The sequence below is a fragment of the Rhizobium sp. SJZ105 genome (genome assembly GCF_007828365.1).
GTDB lineage: Bacteria > Pseudomonadota > Alphaproteobacteria > Rhizobiales > Rhizobiaceae > Agrobacterium > Agrobacterium tumefaciens.
In genome coordinates, this window is record NZ_VIUP01000001.1 from 1,569,351 (window position 1) to 1,584,896 (window position 15,546).

The following is a 15,546-nucleotide window of genomic DNA, read 5'->3' on the forward strand; positions in this document are numbered from 1 at the left end:
GTCATGGCCATATGGTTCTTCTAGCGCGAAGCCGCAAGGAAACAATAAGGAAACCAGAATTACGATTAAATTCGCATTTCCCTTGCACCTTTCCAGACAAAAACCATATTGGCAGGACACAGCACTCATGCCAAAGACATCAAGATAAACATATAAGCTTCAGTTGCGCGCCAAAGTGGCGCCCAGGAAGTTTTCCGGACCCACTCTTATGCTCGAAAGACTCCGCCAACCCGCGCCAGCGTTTCCGCTGCCCAATGACCAGAACGGCGCTTACGAGCGCGCGCTGAGGCATTCCGCGCGCGTGAAGCGGCTGAAAATCATTCTGCCGCTCGGTGCGGCGATCATCTCGTTTGCCTTCGTCGCCGTTTCGCTCATTCGCACCTGGGCGCCCGAAGAGGTTTCGCTTGAAAGCGCAAGGATCGAAGACGGCAAGATCGTGATGGAAAAGCCGGCCGTTGCGGGCCGCAACGAGAAGGGGATCGACTACTCCATGAACGCAGACCGTGCGTTGCAGGATATCGCCAACCCCAACCTCATGACGCTCGAAAGGGTTCTGGCCGCGGTGCCTGTGAACGACAGCGTCGCCCAGGTGATAGCCAAGGAAGGCATTTTCGACCGGGCCACCAACACGCTGAAGATGACCGCCCCTTTTGACATCAATCTCAGCAATGGCATACAAGCGAAGTTCCAATCTGCGGATGTCGATCTGAAGGCTGGAAAAATGAGCAGCAAAGAGCCGGTTTCGATCAAAACAAACGACGGCGCCATTGTTGCGCAATCGATTGATATCGCGGATAATGGCAAGACTATTACATTTTCGGGGCAGGTACGCGCACGTATCGCTGCATCCAATATCAAGAATGAAGGCAAGTGAGAGCCCGGTCCAGATGATGCAAATTTCCCGTCCCGTTTCCCTTGGCAAATCCGCAGGCGTTACAGCCGCAGCTTTTGCTTTTTCCTGTCTTGCAACCGTGGCTTTCGCTCAGAACACCACCAGCAACATGACAGGCGTCAAGCTCTCCGGCGACCAGCCGATCGCTATCGAAAGCGATCAGCTCGAGATTCGGGACCAGGAGCGCAAGGCCTATTTCACCGGTAACGTGAAAGTTGTGCAGGGCACCACCACCCTTCAGGCCGGCAAGATGACGGTCAATTACAAGGGTGAAGGTTCCTCGCTCACCAGCGGTGACGCCAACATCGAAAAAATCTTCGTCGACAATAACGTCTACCTGACGTCCGAGACGCAGAAGGCCACGGCCGATCACGGCGAATTCGACATGGCGGCGCAGACCTTCATTCTGACCGGCAAGCAGGTTGTGCTGTCCGAGGGCGCGAATGTTTTCACCGGCTGCAAGCTCACTGTTCTGATGAATTCGGGGCAGGCAAAGCTTGAAAGCTGCGGCGGCCCTGTCCGGATCATGCTCGATCCGAAATCGCAGCAGAAGAAACAGTAGTCTCACCTCGTGAAGATAGCCTCGATCTCAAAAATATTTGGCGGTGGGCGCGACCGACCTGTGGACGCTGCGTCGCAGGCCGACAAGGCTCGCTATGACGGAACCCTGATTGCGCATGGTCTGACGAAGACCTATAATACACGACGCGTCGTCAACGGCGTCTCGCTGGTCGTGCGCCGTGGTGAAGCCGTGGGGCTGCTTGGCCCGAACGGCGCGGGCAAAACCACCTGTTTCTACATGATCACGGGCCTCGTACCTGTCGATAGCGGCAAGATCGCCATCAACGGCAACGACGTCACCACCATGCCGATGTACAGGCGTGCCCGCCTCGGTGTCGGCTACCTGCCGCAGGAAGCCTCCATTTTCCGCGGACTGACAGTCGAGGAAAACATCCGCGCCGTGCTGGAAGTGCACGAACCTGACAGCGCCAAGCGCAGCCGCAAGCTCGATGAGTTGCTGGAAGAGTTCCACATTGCGCAGCTGCGCAAATCGCCCGCTGTCGCGCTGTCGGGCGGCGAACGTCGCCGTCTGGAAATCGCCCGTGCTCTGGCGACCGATCCGACCTTCATGCTTCTGGACGAACCTTTTGCCGGCGTCGATCCGATCTCCGTCAGCGACATTCAGAACCTTGTCAGACATTTGACCGCACGCGGGATCGGCGTTCTCATCACCGACCACAATGTCCGCGAAACGCTCGGCCTCATCGACCGCGCCTATATCATCCATGCCGGTGAGGTTCTGACCCATGGCCGTGCGGACGATATCGTCAACAATCCGGATGTGCGCCGGCTCTATCTCGGCAATAATTTTAGCCTTTAAGCTCCCGGGCGCGAAAGATTCTTCATCGCGCCCCGCAGTGACGCTTGACCAAACATAATAAAAAAGCAATTTTTGGGCCAAGTTTCGTTGCCTGCGCAAAATTTATGAAATTTGTGGCGACGAAGAAGCTGTAAGGGGAGTTTCGCGTCCGCCATGGCATTATCTGCCAGCCTTTTGCTGCGTCAAAACCAGTCTCTCGTGATGACACCGCAACTGATGCAGTCCATCCAGCTGCTTCAGATGACGCATTTCGAACTGACGCAGTTCATCGCGCAGGAGGTGGAGCGCAATCCTTTGCTTGAAATTGCGGCAAACGACGGGGATTTGAGCAGCGATAGCCCTGTTGATGCGGAGAATTTCGGCGATGCCGACAGCGAAGGGTCCGACAAGTCCGCGCCGGTAACGGCCGACAGCGACGACTGGTACGGCGATCGCGCGGCAAATCTCGGCGAACAGCTCGACACCAGCTTCGAAAATGTCTTTCCCGACGATACCGAACCCAGAAAGCCCGACGCACCCGAACTGGCGGGGCAGTGGAAATCCATGCCCGGGCAGGAGTCAGGCGAGAGTTACGATCTCGACGACTTCGTTGCCGCGAAACAGACCCTCAGCGACCATCTCAATCAGCAATTGCCTCTCGCCATATCCTCTGTGGAAGACAGGATGATCGCCGATGCGCTGATCGGCCAGCTCGACGAGACCGGATATATCGCCGTAGATGCTGTCGAAGACGTCGCTGAACGGCTGGGGGCGGCGCCTTCGGCAGTGGAGCGAATTCTGGAGACGCTTCAGGGCTTTGATCCTCCCGGCGTGTTTTCCCGCTCGCTGAGCGAATGTCTGGCGATCCAGCTTGCCCAGAAGGACAGGCTTGATCCGGCAATGCGGGCTTTTATCGACAATCTGGAGCTTCTGGCGAAACGAGATTTCGCTTCTCTAAAAAAACTCTGCGGCGTGGATGAGGAAGACCTTCTCGACATGCTGGCGGAAATTCGCACGCTCAATCCGCGTCCGGGCGCTGGTTACGATTCGACCGTTTCCGAGACAATCGTTCCTGATATCATCATTCGCCCCTCCTCTGCCGCCGGCTGGCTTGTGGAAATCAACCCCGAGACCCTGCCGCGCGTGCTCATCAACCAGACCTATTTCGCAGAGGTTTCAAGGCACAAGTCGCGTGAGGGAGAGGATCAGGATTTCCTTTCCGAATGCATGCAGACGGCCCATTGGCTGACCCGCAGCCTCGACCAGCGCGCCAGAACGATCATGAAGGTGGCGACCGAAATCGTGCGCCAGCAGGACGCCTTTCTCGTCAATGGCGTGGACCACCTGCGCCCGCTGAACCTCAAGACGGTGGCCGACGCCATCAAGATGCACGAATCCACCGTCAGCCGGGTGACGTCGAAAAAATACATGCTGACGCCGCGCGGCCTGTTTGAGCTGAAATATTTCTTCAGTGTTTCCATCAGCTCGGTGGAAGGCGGTGACAGCCATTCGGCAGAAGCGGTGCGTCATCGCATCAAGGCGATGATCGCGCAGGAGGCCGCCGACGCAGTGCTTTCCGATGACGATATCGTCGATAATCTGAAAAAGAGTGGTATCGATCTTGCTCGCCGCACCGTGGCCAAATATCGCGAGGCGATGAACATCCCATCCTCCGTTCAGAGACGGCGCGAGAAGAAGGCCCTGGCCAGACTGTCGGCGTTCTGAGCGGTGGCGCTGGTCACGTTTTCAGGGCTTTCCAGCCGCACCATTGACTCTTGCTACGGCAAGGGCTAGAAGCCCGCCGCACACGTAAGCAAGGTCATTTGTAACGGATTCATCTCCACCGTCCATGGGCGTAAAATTCGAATGGGGGCTTTTAAAGGCCTTCGAAACGCTTGGATGCGCGCGCGGCTTGACGTAAGCTCGTACTCGCAAATCACTACAAAAAGGAAATTTTCCATGAGTGTGCGTGTATCTGGTAAACATATGGAGATCGGCGAATCTTTCCGGCAGCGGATTGAGGACAATATAGGTCTGGCAGTTACCAAATACTTCGATGGGGGGTATTCAGGCCAAGTGACCGTAGAGAAGTCCGGATCGCGTTTTGCAGCCGATTGCAAACTGCATCTCGATACGGGCGTTGTATTGCATGCGGCGGGTCAGGCAAATGATCCGCAAGCGAGTTTCGATGCCGCCGCCGAGCGTATCGAGAAGCGCCTGCGTCGCTACAAACGGAAGCTGAAGGACCATCACCACAATGGTTCTGCGGCGAACGGCGCGATGTCGGAAATCGCCTATACGGTAATGGATGCTGTCCCCGATGAGGACCACGAGGTTCCGGAAGACTACGCACCCACGATCGTTGCGGAAAGTTCGAAACAGATAAAGACGATGTCCGTCGCCAGCGCCGTGATGGCGCTCGACATGACGGACGAACCGGTTCTGCTGTTCCGCAGCCCCGGCAAGGAATATCTCAACATCGTCTACCGACGACATGACGGCAATATTGGCTGGATCGACGCGGAAACGATCAAGAGCTGAACAGTCTGACAAGACATGGGAGGCAGAGCGCGAAAGCGTATCTGCCTCCTGCATCGTCTCGATGGCATGAAGGAAAAAGAGAATGGCGTTGGCAGATTTGCTGCAACAAGATGCGATTATTCCCGCCCTCAAGGTGAATTCCAAAAAGCAATTGCTTCAGGAGCTGGCCGCAAAGGCAGCCAGAATTACCGGAGTCTCGGAACGGGAAGTTTTCGACGTCATCCTCCAGCGTGAGAAACTCGGCTCCACCGGTGTGGGGCACGGCATTGCCATTCCGCATGGCAAGCTGAGCAGCATCCATCAGATCACCGGCGTCTTCGCACGTCTTGAAACACCTGTTGATTTCGAGGCGCTGGATGACCAGCCGGTCGATCTGGTTTTCCTGCTGCTTGCACCCGAAGGCGCCGGCGCGGATCATCTGAAGGCGCTGTCGAGAATTGCCCGAGCTTTGCGCGACCCCGAGCTGGTGGCCAAGCTGCGTGCCACCGATTCCGACACGGCAATCTACGCCTTCCTCAATCAGGAGCAGGCGACCGCTGCCTGATCAAAGGCTGCCGACGGTCCTTTCCATGGACAAAAAAACGCGCCCTTGAGGCGCGTTTTTTATTGGAGCATTTCAAACGAAAGCGCGTCCAGCTTTTTACATCTGGACGCGCTTTAGATGATGGAATGCCTCACGCATCCTTCTCGTTGACGGAGGCGGTGCCCGGCTCGGGCGCTGCGGCGGTCTCCACCTTCGGGCCACCCTTTGAGACGCCAACCATGGCGGGGCGCAGCACCCGGTCACCGATGGTGAAACCGGCCTGAACCACCTGAAGTACCGTGTTGTTCGGAACTGCCGTGTTCGGAATTTCGAACATCGCCTGGTGGAAATTCGGATCGAATTTTTGGCCTTCCGCATCGATCTTTTTGACGCCATGGCGCTCCAGCGTCGAGAGCATCGAGCGCTCCGTCATCTCGACACCTTCGATCAGGCCGTTGAGACCGGCTTCGCCATTGGTCTTGAGTTCGTCCGGAATGGCTTCAAGAGCGCGGCGAAGATTGTCGGAAACGGCAAGCATGTCGCGCGCGAAAGCGGCGAGAGAATAGGCCTTCGCATCCTTGACTTCGCGTTCGGTGCGGCGACGAAGATTGTCCATTTCTGCTGCAAGACGCAGGAACTTGTCGCGCAGATCGGCATTTTCGGCCCTGAGCAGTTCGATCGGATCGGGCTCGGCAGCTTCCGCCGTCTCTTCCCCTGTAAATGCGGGTTCGACAAACTCTTCGGCGACGTCCGCGTCAGGTCCGGGCTTTTTCGTATCGTCGGTCATGACGTTCTCCAGATTTGAATATTGTTGGTTGCGCCCGATATCGAGGTTTGAAGGGCAAAAATCAAGGCTTGCGGCGAAAAGCTTGCCGCATTCTCTAACCTTGCGGGCTTGTCCTATCTCTGCTTTCGGGAAAGGCGGGCCATAATTTGTGCGGTGTAGTCCACCATAGGCACGATACGGGCGTAATTGAGCCTCGTGGGACCGATGACGCCGACGGCACCCACAACGCGATTTTCCTCATCCCGATAAGGTGCCACGATCAGTGACGAGCCGGACAGCGAGAAGAGCTTGTTTTCCGAGCCGATGAAAATCCTGACGCCTGAGCCACTTTCTGCAAGGTTGAGGATCTCGATGAGGTTTTCCTTGCGTTCCAGATCGTCGAACAGCAGGCGCACACGATCGATATCTTCCTCACCGGCCAGACCTTCCAGCAGGTTGGAGCGTCCGCGTACGATGAGGCGGCCGAGCTTGCCCTCTTCATTGTCGCCCGCCCATATGGCGAGACCACGTTCGATGAGGTCCTGCGCGAGCGTGCCGAGTTCCGACTGCAATTCGGCACGCTGCGTCTGAAACTGGCCCCGCAGTTCCTGCAGCGTCTGCCCGGAAAGATGGGCATTGATGAAATTCGCCGCCTCTGTCAATTGCGATGACGAAATGCCGACCGGCAATTCGATGATACGGTTTTCGACCTGATTGTGGTCCCCTACCAGCACGGCAAGCGCCTTGGTGGGCTCCAGCCGGATGAATTCAACGTGCTTGAGAATGACGTCGCTCTTGGCCGTCAGCACCAGGCCCGCACCGCGCGACATGCCTGAAAGCATGCGGCTTGCCTCCGTCAGCAACCCTTCCAGCGATTGCTCGTGGCCGGCGACTGGACCGATCTGGCGGTCGATACTGGCTCTCTCATCGGCGGGCAGATCGCCCACCTGCATGAATGCGTCCACGAAGAAGCGCAGCCCCGTCTGGGTGGGCAGGCGACCGGCGCTGATATGCGGCGAATAGATGAGACCCAGTTCCTCGAGATCACTCATGACGTTGCGAACGGAGGCCGGTGAAAGCGACATCGGCAACAGCCGCGACAGGCTGCGCGACCCCAAGGGTTCGCCGGTGTCGAGATAGCCTTCGACGATGCGCCGGAAAATCTCCCGCGACCGTTCATCCAGCAACGATGCCTGATCTTTTGAAAGCGGTGCGGAAAAGCCCATATCATCCGTTCTTTATCGTCAAAACTCTGTCCGTACCAATATAATGCGTTGCACCGCTGCGGCAAAATGGAAATTGGCTTTGCAAAACCCCGGGGCGCGCCTTAGAAGGCAGGAACCAACATGGAGAGTGGATCATATGCGGCCTTCAGGCAGAAAAACCGATCAGATGCGCAAGGTTTCCTTCGAGCGCAATTTCTCGAAACATGCCGAAGGTTCCTGTCTGGTCAAATTTGGTGATACGCATGTGCTCGTCACCGCAAGCCTTGAGGAAAAGACGCCGCCGTGGCTGCGCAACAGCGGCAAGGGCTGGGTCACCGCCGAATACGGCATGCTGCCGCGTTCCACTCATGAGCGGATGAAACGCGAGGCCTCGGCCGGCAAGCAGGGCGGACGCACGCAGGAAATCCAGCGCCTCATCGGCCGCTCGCTGCGTGCAGTGGTCGACCTGCAGGCGCTTGGCGAGCGCCAGATCAGCATCGACTGCGACGTCATTCAGGCCGATGGCGGCACGCGCACGGCTTCCATCACCGGCGCATGGATCGCCCTGCATGATTGCCTGAAGTGGATGGAAACTCGCAACATGATCAAGGTCGAGAAGGTCCTGAAAGACCATATCGCCGCGATCTCCTGCGGCATCTTTGCAAAACAGCCGGTCATCGATCTCGATTATCTCGAGGATTCCTCCGCCGAGACCGATGCGAATTTCGTCATCACCGGCTCCGGCGGCATCGTCGAGGTGCAGGGAACCGCGGAAGGTGCCCCCTTCTCCGAAGAGGAATTCCTGACGCTGCTCGGTCTTGCAAAGGCCGGATGCAGCGAACTGGTCGCCCTTCAGAAGCAGGCAATCGCCTGAGCCGACAGGAAAACGTCATGCGCAAGCTCGATACCAGAACGATCGTTGTCGCCAGCCACAACAAGGGCAAGATCGCCGAAATCGCCGACCTGATCGGGCCTTTCGGCTTTTCAGCCAAATCGGCTGCGGAGCTGAACTTCGTGGAGCCGGACGAGACAGGCACCACCTTTGAGGAAAATGCTGCCATCAAGGCGCTTGCGTCTGCGAAGGCGTCCGGCCTGCCGGCTCTGTCTGACGATTCCGGTCTGGTGATCGATGCGCTGGATGGCGCGCCGGGCGTTTACACCGCCAATTGGGCGGAAACGGCTGACGGTACGCGCGACTTCGCCATGGCCATGCAGAAGGTCGAGGATGCGCTTGCCGAACGCGGTGCAACGAAGCCGGAAGACCGCACGGGCCGCTTCGTCAGCGTGCTGTGCCTTGCCTGGCCGGACGGGCATGTCGAATATTTTCGCGGCGAGGTGGAAGGCACGGTGGCGTGGCCACCGCGTGGAACGAGCGGTTTCGGCTATGACCCGATCTTCAAACCGGAAGGTTACGACACCACATTCGGTGAAATGACCGCAGACGAAAAACACGGCTGGAAGCACGGCGATGCGTTTGCGCTCTCCCACCGTGCCCGCGCGTTCAAAAAATTCGTCGAAACCTGTCTGGAGGCATGAACCCGATGACCGGGGAGCACCAACTTTCTGCCCCCGGCGCGTCGCTTCTGCCGGATACGGGCGATCCCGGTTTCGGGATCTATCTGCACTGGCCCTTCTGTGCGGCCAAATGCCCCTATTGCGATTTCAACAGCCATGTCCGCCACCGCCCGGTGGATCAGGACCGGTTCACTGCGGCGTTCCTCAGCGAAATGGCAAAGATGCGGGCGCTCAGCGGTCCGCGTGTCGTTACCAGCATTTTCATGGGCGGCGGCACACCTTCGCTGATGGACCCGCAGACCGTAGGCGCGCTTCTTGATGGCGTTTCGCGCTTCTGGCATGTGCCTGATGGTATCGAGATCACCATGGAGGCCAATCCTTCAAGCGTCGAGGCGGAGCGGTTTCGCGGTTACCGGGCAGCCGGCGTCAATCGCGTCTCGCTCGGCGTCCAGGCGCTGAACGACCGGGACCTGAAGTTCCTTGGCCGTCTGCATGATGTTGCCGATGCGCTTAAAGCCATCCGTCTGGCGCGGGAAATTTTTCCGCGCATGTCCTTCGATCTGATTTACGCCCGCCCGAACCAGACGGTGGCCGAATGGGACGCTGAGCTGAAGGAAGCCGTCTCCTACGCCGTCGACCATCTGTCGCTCTATCAGCTCACTATCGAGGAAGGCACGCCGTTCTACGGGCTGCACAAGGCTGGCAAGCTGATCGTACCGGATGGCGAGCATTCGGCGGTGCTTTATGAAGCGACGCAGGAAATCACCGAGCGTTACGGCATGCCGGCGTACGAGGTTTCCAATCACGCCCGCCCCGGTGCGGAAAGCCGCCATAACCTGACCTATTGGCGTTATGGCGATTATGCCGGTATTGGACCCGGTGCGCATGGACGCCTGACCAATGGCGCCTCCAAGCTCGCCACCGTCACCGAGCGCCATCCCGAAACCTGGCTCGATACCGTCGAGCGTGAAGGCCACGGCATGGTCGATCAGGAGCTTCTCGGCGTCGACGAACAGGCAGACGAACTGCTATTGATGGGTCTTCGCCTGCGCGAAGGCATTGATCTTGCTCGCTGGAGCGATCTCTCCGGCCGCGAACTCGACCCGGAGAAAGAGGAATTCCTCCTGCAACACGGCTTCGTGGAACGGATCGGCAATTCCCGCCTGCGCTGCACCCCTTCCGGCATGCTTATTCTGGATGCCGTGGTCGCCGATCTCGCCTGCTGACCGGCAGCCTGCCTGGTCCTGAGCCAATCAACAACCGAGAAACCAATAAAAAAGCGGCCCGAAGGCCGCTTTTTTCATGCGTTGTTTTCGTTGATCAGGCGCTTCAGCAGCTCAACCTCGTGGCCGAGCTTGGTGTCGCCGGAAATCAGATCCTCGATCTTGCGCACCGCGTGAAGAACCGTGGTGTGGTCGCGACCGCCGAAACGGCGACCGATCTCGGGAAATGAGCGCGGTGTCAGCATCTTTGCCAGATACATGGCGATCTGGCGCGGCTTGACGATGACGCGGGTGCGACGGTTGGAAACCAGCTCCTGCCGCGACACATTATAATGCCTGGCGACGATGCGCTGAATATCCTCGATACGGACGCGCTTGGCCTCCCCACTGCCGACGAGGTGCGACAGCAGCTCATCGACACGGTCAACCGAGAGGTTCGGCTCGAAAGAGCGTCTGAACATCAGCTGGTTGAAGGCGCCTTCAAGCTCGCGTCCGCTCGCCGTCACGCTTTTGGCCACATGGGTCAGTATTTCGTCCGAAATCTCGAAAGACGGATCGTCCTGACGTGCAGAACCCATGCGACGGTTGAGCATTTCGTAGCGCATGTCGTAATCGGGACCTTCGATCTCGATGGCCATGCCACCCTGAAGGCGCGAACGGACACGCGGATCAAGCGATTCCAGCTCCCACGGCGCGCGGTCAGCGGCCACGACAACCTGCTTGGCGCTGTCGAGCAGCATGTTCAACAGGTGGCAGAATTCGTGCTGGATCATCTTGCCCTGCAGGAACTGCATGTCGTCGATGACAAGAAGGTCGATATTGCGCAGGGTGTCCTTCAGCGTCAGCGCATCATTGTCGCGGATCGCGGTCGCAAAACGCCACATGAAATATTCGGCCGTCAGATAGACCACACGCGGGTTGCGCGGGCTGTCGATGGCGGCATTGGCAATCGCCTGTAGAAGGTGTGTCTTGCCAAGCCCGACACCCGCATGAATGAACAGCGGATTGAAGCGCACAGCACCGGCACCCGCTTCAGCGATCGTCTTCGCCGCCGCAAGCGCGACGCGGTTGGACGAGCCCTCGACAAAAGTGTCAAAGGTGAAACGTGTATCGAGCGGCGAACCGAACAGCGGCCCGGAGCTACCCTGCCGCAGCGTCGCCTGCGCCGCCGCAGGCTGTGCAGAAGGTGCTGTCGCCGGCTGCGACGGAATGAAGGACTTGTTGCGCGCAACCGCGCCCATGTCCTGAACGGGCTGCACCCGTTCCTCGACCTGCGCGGGGCGGGCCGGGCGGCTGGCGGAGCGGACAAGAATTTCCACCTTCAGCACGTCCGGATCCTCGCTTTGGACGAGACTGGTGATCAGATCCATATAACGGTTGTTGATCCAGGACTTCAGAAAGGTCGTCGGAACGGTAAAACGGACGACGCTTTTCGAAACGGTGTGGAGTTTGAGCCGTGCAAACCAGCTTGCATAGACCTCGGGACCAACCTGTGCCTTCAGCCGCGCGCTAAAACGTTCAAACAGCGCATCGTGCTTCATTGCCGATTTATCCCCTGCCGCTTCTGAGCAAGCTGCATCACGAGCCTGTGGTGCGCGGTCCCCATCGGCCACCGCACCCATCGCCAAATTCAATTTCATATTGCCGCCTTTCAAATTGCCAATCATAGCCTGACGATCAAAAAACGATCGCCAGAGATCCCCCTCGTATTATTTCCCGCCTCCAGCACTCCCCTCGAAAGAGCGTCAAAGACTACTACTTGTTTGCGAGCCGGTTATCCCATTTCCCTCCCCTTCATGGAGAGGCCTGCGACACGCTAAAAACGCTCCTTTCGCTACAACTGTAAGGCGCATTCTTAAGGACAAAAAGCTCCAGCCCGTTCCGAGACCGAAACGGCACAAAAAGCTCAATGACCTGAGAAAACGGACCTCGAAAGGCCCGCCAGCAAGAAGGTGAATATCGTCGATACGATCATCGAGATAATCTGTGGACTGAGATCCGCACCCCTTGTTGAAATGCATTTAGGCAGGATCGTGGGGAGAGATCAATGGCGTTTTTTCTGCAAAAACTCAGATCGACCATTGACTCGCAATGGTCGTTTTGCATCACCGGCAAGGTCCGAAGCAGAATCGCTTATGAATCAATGAGATTCAATTTTGGCATTTTTCGATAGCCCGTTTTGGCAAAAAAATAAAAATCTTCTTGACTCAAAACTGGCTGCGACTTCCGTAGAGAAAGCTTCCCATTTTTCGGGAGACCTCCGGCAATCCATTGTTTTTATTCAGTTTTTCTTGTCGCTCATCTGACATGCGTTTGTCACGTTACGGCAGGAATGATTAACGTAGGGTTAGAATCACAAAAAGCCCGGTCAAAAGACCAGGCTTTTTGAATAGTTAATTGTGATTAGCCGGATTAGGCGGAAAGAGCCTTAACGCGCTGGGCAAGACGCGACACCTTACGGGATGCCGTGTTGCCATGCAGAACGCCACGCGTCGCTGCGCGCTGGATCTCAGGCTGAGCTGCCTTCAGAGCTTCGGTGGCTACTGCCAGATCGCCCGAAGCGATAGCTTCCTCGACCTTGCGGATGAAGCCGCGAACGCGCGAACGGCGAGCCTTGTTGACTGCGGTACGGCGAGCGATCTTGCGGGTCGCCTTTTTCGCCGAAGTTGTATTGGCCATGTATGCCTCTCTTCGAATTCAAACCAAATTCCGCAACCAGAGGATCGGGTCGTTCGAAGACCTCACTTAACCCAAGAATGCGGGAGTAATTTCGGACAAGCCGGATGGCTTTCCTTAACCGTGGGCGGGCATATACCGCTAAAGCGTACGCCCGTCAACGCGCAAATGGCGGAAAACGCCGATATTCCGAATCCTTAGCGATTCCGGAAAGCGGGTTTGCGCTTTTCAACGAAGGCCGCCATGCCCTCCTTCTGATCCGCTGTTGCAAAGAGCGACTGAAAGGATCGCCTTTCATATCTCAGCCCTTCCGAAAGAGGAACCTCGAAGGATCGATTGACGCTTTCCTTGGCCATGAGAACGGAAGCGCGAGACAGCGAGGCGATGCGCGTGGCGGCATCCACCGCCTCATCCATAAGATTTGCCGCGGGGACGATCCGCGAAACGAGGCCGGCGCGCTCTGCCTCGGCCGCATCCATCATGCGGCCGGTCAGAACCAGATCCATCGCCTTCGCCTTGCCCACCGCCCGCGTCAGCCGCTGCGAGCCGCCCATGCCGGGAATGACGCCAAGCGTGATTTCCGGCTGGCCGAATTTCGCAGTGTCCGAAGCGATGATGAAATCGCACATCATTGCCAGCTCACACCCGCCGCCCAGCGCAAAGCCGGAGACTGCGGCAATGACCGGCTTGCGGGTCGATGCGACCTCGTCCCAGCCGCCGAGAAAGTCGCCGACATAGGCATCGACAAAATCCAGCCCCTGCATTTCCTTGATGTCCGCGCCAGCGGCAAACGCCTTTTCCGAACCCGTTATAATGATCGCACCGATGGAGTCGTCGGCAGAGAACGAGGAGAGAATGTGCCGAAGTTCCTTCAGAAGCACCGAATTGAGGGCGTTGAGCGCCTTGGGCCGGTTTAGCGTGATGACGCCCACCTCGTCGCGTTTCTCGACCAGTATCGTTTCATAATCCACGGCAGTCTCCCTCGCCATTATTCCGCCTCAGCTACTTCTGGCAGGCCGCGCAATAAAAGGTCGAACGACCGGCCTGCACTATCCTTTCAACCGTACCCCCGCAGCCGGGTGTACGGCAAGGCTGGCCTTCCTGATCGTAGACTGAAAAGGAATGCTGGAAATAACCGAGCGTTCCGTCCGTCTGTATATGGTCGCGCAGGGAAGAGCCTCCGGCAGCGATTGCGTCCGCGATCACGTCCCGGATCTTCTCCGTGAGATTGATGAGCTGCGGCTTCGGTTCTCCGGTTTTGGTCACCAGCGTTCCCGCCGCCCGCAAAGGCGAGAGATGGGCACGCCACAGCGCCTCACAGACGTAGATATTGCCGAGGCCCGCAATGACCTTCTGGTCCAGCAGCGTGCTTTTTAACGGCTGGCTTTTACCCTGGAACCGGCTCGCGAGATAATCCGCGCTCAGCGCGTTGCCGGTCGGTTCCGGTCCCAGCTCCGCAAAAGCGGGGTAGAGGTCGAGCTTGTTGCGCTCCACCAGATGCATGAAGCCGAAGCGGCGGGGATCATTATAGATGACGCAGATGCGCTCTTCGCCTTTATCCAGATGAAAGATGACATGATCGTGCTTGCCGTCCTTCGAGCGGGCATAATGAAACGCGCCGGGCGCGTTCCTATTCCCTGCCTCATCTGCCGCCGCCTCGATACGGAACGAGCCGGACATTCCAAGATGGGCAACGATCGTCAGCCCGTCTTCCAGCTCTATCAAGAGATACTTCGCCCTGCGCCCGAGCGATATGATCGCCCTGCCCTCGATCAGGCCCGCGAAGTCCTCCGGGAACGGAAAGCGCAGATCGGGACGGCCAAGGTGGAGCTTGCGGATTCTTGCCCCTTCCATGGTGGGCGCGAGGCCGCGTCTGACGGTTTCGACTTCTGGCAATTCTGGCATCTGGCTTATCCGGCAGTTTATCGTTAGGACCATGTGGTCTATACAATGCACGCGAAATGTCGCGCCCAGGCGATGCGGCAACAGATAGCGTCGCCATGGCGTTTCCGCTATGGTCCGCCACGCAATTAATATGGAGACAGACGATGACCGACGCCCGTACCACTGCCCAAGGCGGCATGGAAACGTCCTATGGCTTCCACAAAGTGGACGAAGGCAAAAAGCAGGGGCTGGTCAACGATGTCTTCCACAAGGTGGCCAAGCGCTACGACATTATGAACGACGTGATGTCGGCCGGCCTGCACCGGCTGTGGAAGGACGCCATGGTGTCCTCGCTTTCACCGCGCAAGGACGCCTCTTACAAGGTGCTTGACGTAGCTGGTGGCACCGGCGATATCGCCTTCCGCATCGTGGAAGCCTCCAACCGTCTGGCGCATGCCACCGTTCTCGATATCAACGGCTCGATGCTTGCCGTTGGCGAGGAGCGCGCGGCAAAACGAAAGCTCTCCGACAATCTGACCTTCGTTGAAGCCAATGCCGAGGAGCTGCCCTTCGAGGCGAATACCTTCGACGCCTATACGGTCGCCTTCGGCATTCGCAACGTACCGCGTATCGACGTTGCGCTGAAAGAAGCCTACCGCGTACTGAAACGTGGCGGGCGACTGCTGGTGCTGGAATTTTCCGAGGTGGAAATGCCGCTACTCGACCGCGTCTATGATGCATGGTCGTTCAACGCCATTCCGCAATTCGGCAAGATGATTACCGGGGATGCCGAGCCCTATCAATATCTGGTCGAGTCTATCCGCAAATTCCCCAATCAGGAGGATTTCGCGACGATGATCCGTACCGCCGGCTTTTCGCGCGTGACCTATACAAATTACACCGGCGGTATCGCCGCCCTGCATTCCGGCTGGAAGCTTTAAGACCATGTCCGGCAAAAGCA

General features: G+C 57.8%; 16 protein-coding genes. 10 read left to right on the forward strand and 6 right to left on the reverse strand.

Translation table 11 applies throughout. From position 1 onward, the window contains the following. Positions 1 to 208 precede the first annotated feature (208 nt). From lptC to ptsN, 6 genes are all read left to right on the forward strand, one after another. Complete coding sequence (gene lptC, locus FB593_RS07925) at positions 209 to 874, forward strand: LPS export ABC transporter periplasmic protein LptC (RefSeq protein WP_003514764.1); 666 nt, start codon at positions 209 to 211, stop codon at positions 872 to 874. A 13-nt stretch (positions 875 to 887) separates the two neighbouring features. Beyond that, positions 888 to 1,454: an LptA/OstA family protein gene (locus FB593_RS07930; RefSeq protein ID WP_003514763.1), complete on the forward strand. Its 567-nt coding sequence runs from the start codon at positions 888 to 890 to the stop codon at positions 1,452 to 1,454. 9 nt (positions 1,455 to 1,463) lie between these two features. Next, positions 1,464 to 2,273 carry an LPS export ABC transporter ATP-binding protein gene (lptB, locus tag FB593_RS07935; protein ID WP_003514762.1) on the forward strand — a complete coding sequence of 270 codons (810 nt, stop codon included), beginning with the start codon at positions 1,464 to 1,466 and terminating at the stop codon, positions 2,271 to 2,273. Positions 2,274 to 2,426: 153 nt separating this feature from the next. Beyond that, positions 2,427 to 3,977: an RNA polymerase factor sigma-54 gene (gene rpoN / locus FB593_RS07940; protein ID WP_145166446.1), complete on the forward strand. Its 1,551-nt coding sequence runs from the start codon at positions 2,427 to 2,429 to the stop codon at positions 3,975 to 3,977. A gap of 234 nt (positions 3,978 to 4,211) precedes the next feature. Next, positions 4,212 to 4,793: a ribosome hibernation-promoting factor, HPF/YfiA family gene (gene hpf, locus FB593_RS07945; protein WP_003514759.1), complete on the forward strand. Its 582-nt coding sequence runs from the start codon at positions 4,212 to 4,214 to the stop codon at positions 4,791 to 4,793. An 82-nt stretch (positions 4,794 to 4,875) separates the two neighbouring features. Next, on the forward strand, positions 4,876 to 5,337 hold the full coding sequence (ptsN, locus tag FB593_RS07950) for a PTS IIA-like nitrogen regulatory protein PtsN (protein WP_003493488.1): 462 nt from the start codon (positions 4,876 to 4,878) through the stop codon (positions 5,335 to 5,337). 130 nt (positions 5,338 to 5,467) lie between these two features. Here the strand turns inward: ptsN and grpE are convergent, their stop codons facing one another. After that, complete coding sequence (gene grpE / locus FB593_RS07955) at positions 5,468 to 6,103, reverse strand: nucleotide exchange factor GrpE (RefSeq protein WP_003514756.1); 636 nt, start codon at positions 6,101 to 6,103, stop codon at positions 5,468 to 5,470. Between the two features lie 113 nt (positions 6,104 to 6,216). Further along, complete coding sequence (hrcA, locus tag FB593_RS07960; protein ID WP_003514754.1) at positions 6,217 to 7,308, reverse strand: heat-inducible transcriptional repressor HrcA; 1,092 nt, start codon at positions 7,306 to 7,308, stop codon at positions 6,217 to 6,219. Between the two features lie 136 nt (positions 7,309 to 7,444). Between hrcA and rph the strand changes: the two genes are divergently transcribed. Genes rph through hemW form a run of 3 tightly spaced genes read left to right on the forward strand, consistent with a single transcriptional unit; the run spans position 7,445 to position 10,028 of the window. Then, a complete protein-coding gene (gene rph / locus FB593_RS07965; RefSeq protein ID WP_003514752.1) occupies positions 7,445 to 8,161 on the forward strand; it encodes a ribonuclease PH in 717 nt (238 codons plus the stop codon). Between the two features lie 17 nt (positions 8,162 to 8,178). After that, positions 8,179 to 8,823 carry an RdgB/HAM1 family non-canonical purine NTP pyrophosphatase gene (gene rdgB / locus FB593_RS07970; protein WP_003514751.1) on the forward strand — a complete coding sequence of 215 codons (645 nt, stop codon included), beginning with the start codon at positions 8,179 to 8,181 and terminating at the stop codon, positions 8,821 to 8,823. Between the two features lie 5 nt (positions 8,824 to 8,828). Then, positions 8,829 to 10,028: a radical SAM family heme chaperone HemW gene (gene hemW, locus FB593_RS07975; protein WP_065703902.1), complete on the forward strand. Its 1,200-nt coding sequence runs from the start codon at positions 8,829 to 8,831 to the stop codon at positions 10,026 to 10,028. Positions 10,029 to 10,102: 74 nt separating this feature from the next. Here the strand turns inward: hemW and dnaA are convergent, their stop codons facing one another. From dnaA to mutM, 4 genes are all read right to left on the reverse strand, one after another. After that, positions 10,103 to 11,566: a chromosomal replication initiator protein DnaA gene (dnaA, locus tag FB593_RS07980; RefSeq protein ID WP_003514748.1), complete on the reverse strand. Its 1,464-nt coding sequence runs from the start codon at positions 11,564 to 11,566 to the stop codon at positions 10,103 to 10,105. 871 nt (positions 11,567 to 12,437) lie between these two features. Further along, positions 12,438 to 12,704, reverse strand: coding sequence for a 30S ribosomal protein S20 (gene rpsT, locus FB593_RS07985; protein ID WP_003493474.1), 267 nt, complete (start codon positions 12,702 to 12,704; stop codon positions 12,438 to 12,440). A 194-nt stretch (positions 12,705 to 12,898) separates the two neighbouring features. Then, complete coding sequence (locus tag FB593_RS07990; RefSeq protein WP_003514743.1) at positions 12,899 to 13,672, reverse strand: enoyl-CoA hydratase; 774 nt, start codon at positions 13,670 to 13,672, stop codon at positions 12,899 to 12,901. 31 nt (positions 13,673 to 13,703) lie between these two features. Next, positions 13,704 to 14,606 carry a bifunctional DNA-formamidopyrimidine glycosylase/DNA-(apurinic or apyrimidinic site) lyase gene (gene mutM / locus FB593_RS07995; RefSeq protein ID WP_080799679.1) on the reverse strand — a complete coding sequence of 301 codons (903 nt, stop codon included), beginning with the start codon at positions 14,604 to 14,606 and terminating at the stop codon, positions 13,704 to 13,706. 143 nt (positions 14,607 to 14,749) lie between these two features. On the opposite strand from mutM, the gene ubiE reads away from it, so the two are divergent. Continuing rightward, entirely contained in the window at positions 14,750 to 15,526 is a 777-nt protein-coding gene (gene ubiE / locus FB593_RS08000) for a bifunctional demethylmenaquinone methyltransferase/2-methoxy-6-polyprenyl-1,4-benzoquinol methylase UbiE (RefSeq protein ID WP_080799684.1), read from the forward strand. Positions 15,527 to 15,546: the final 20 nt, after the last annotated feature.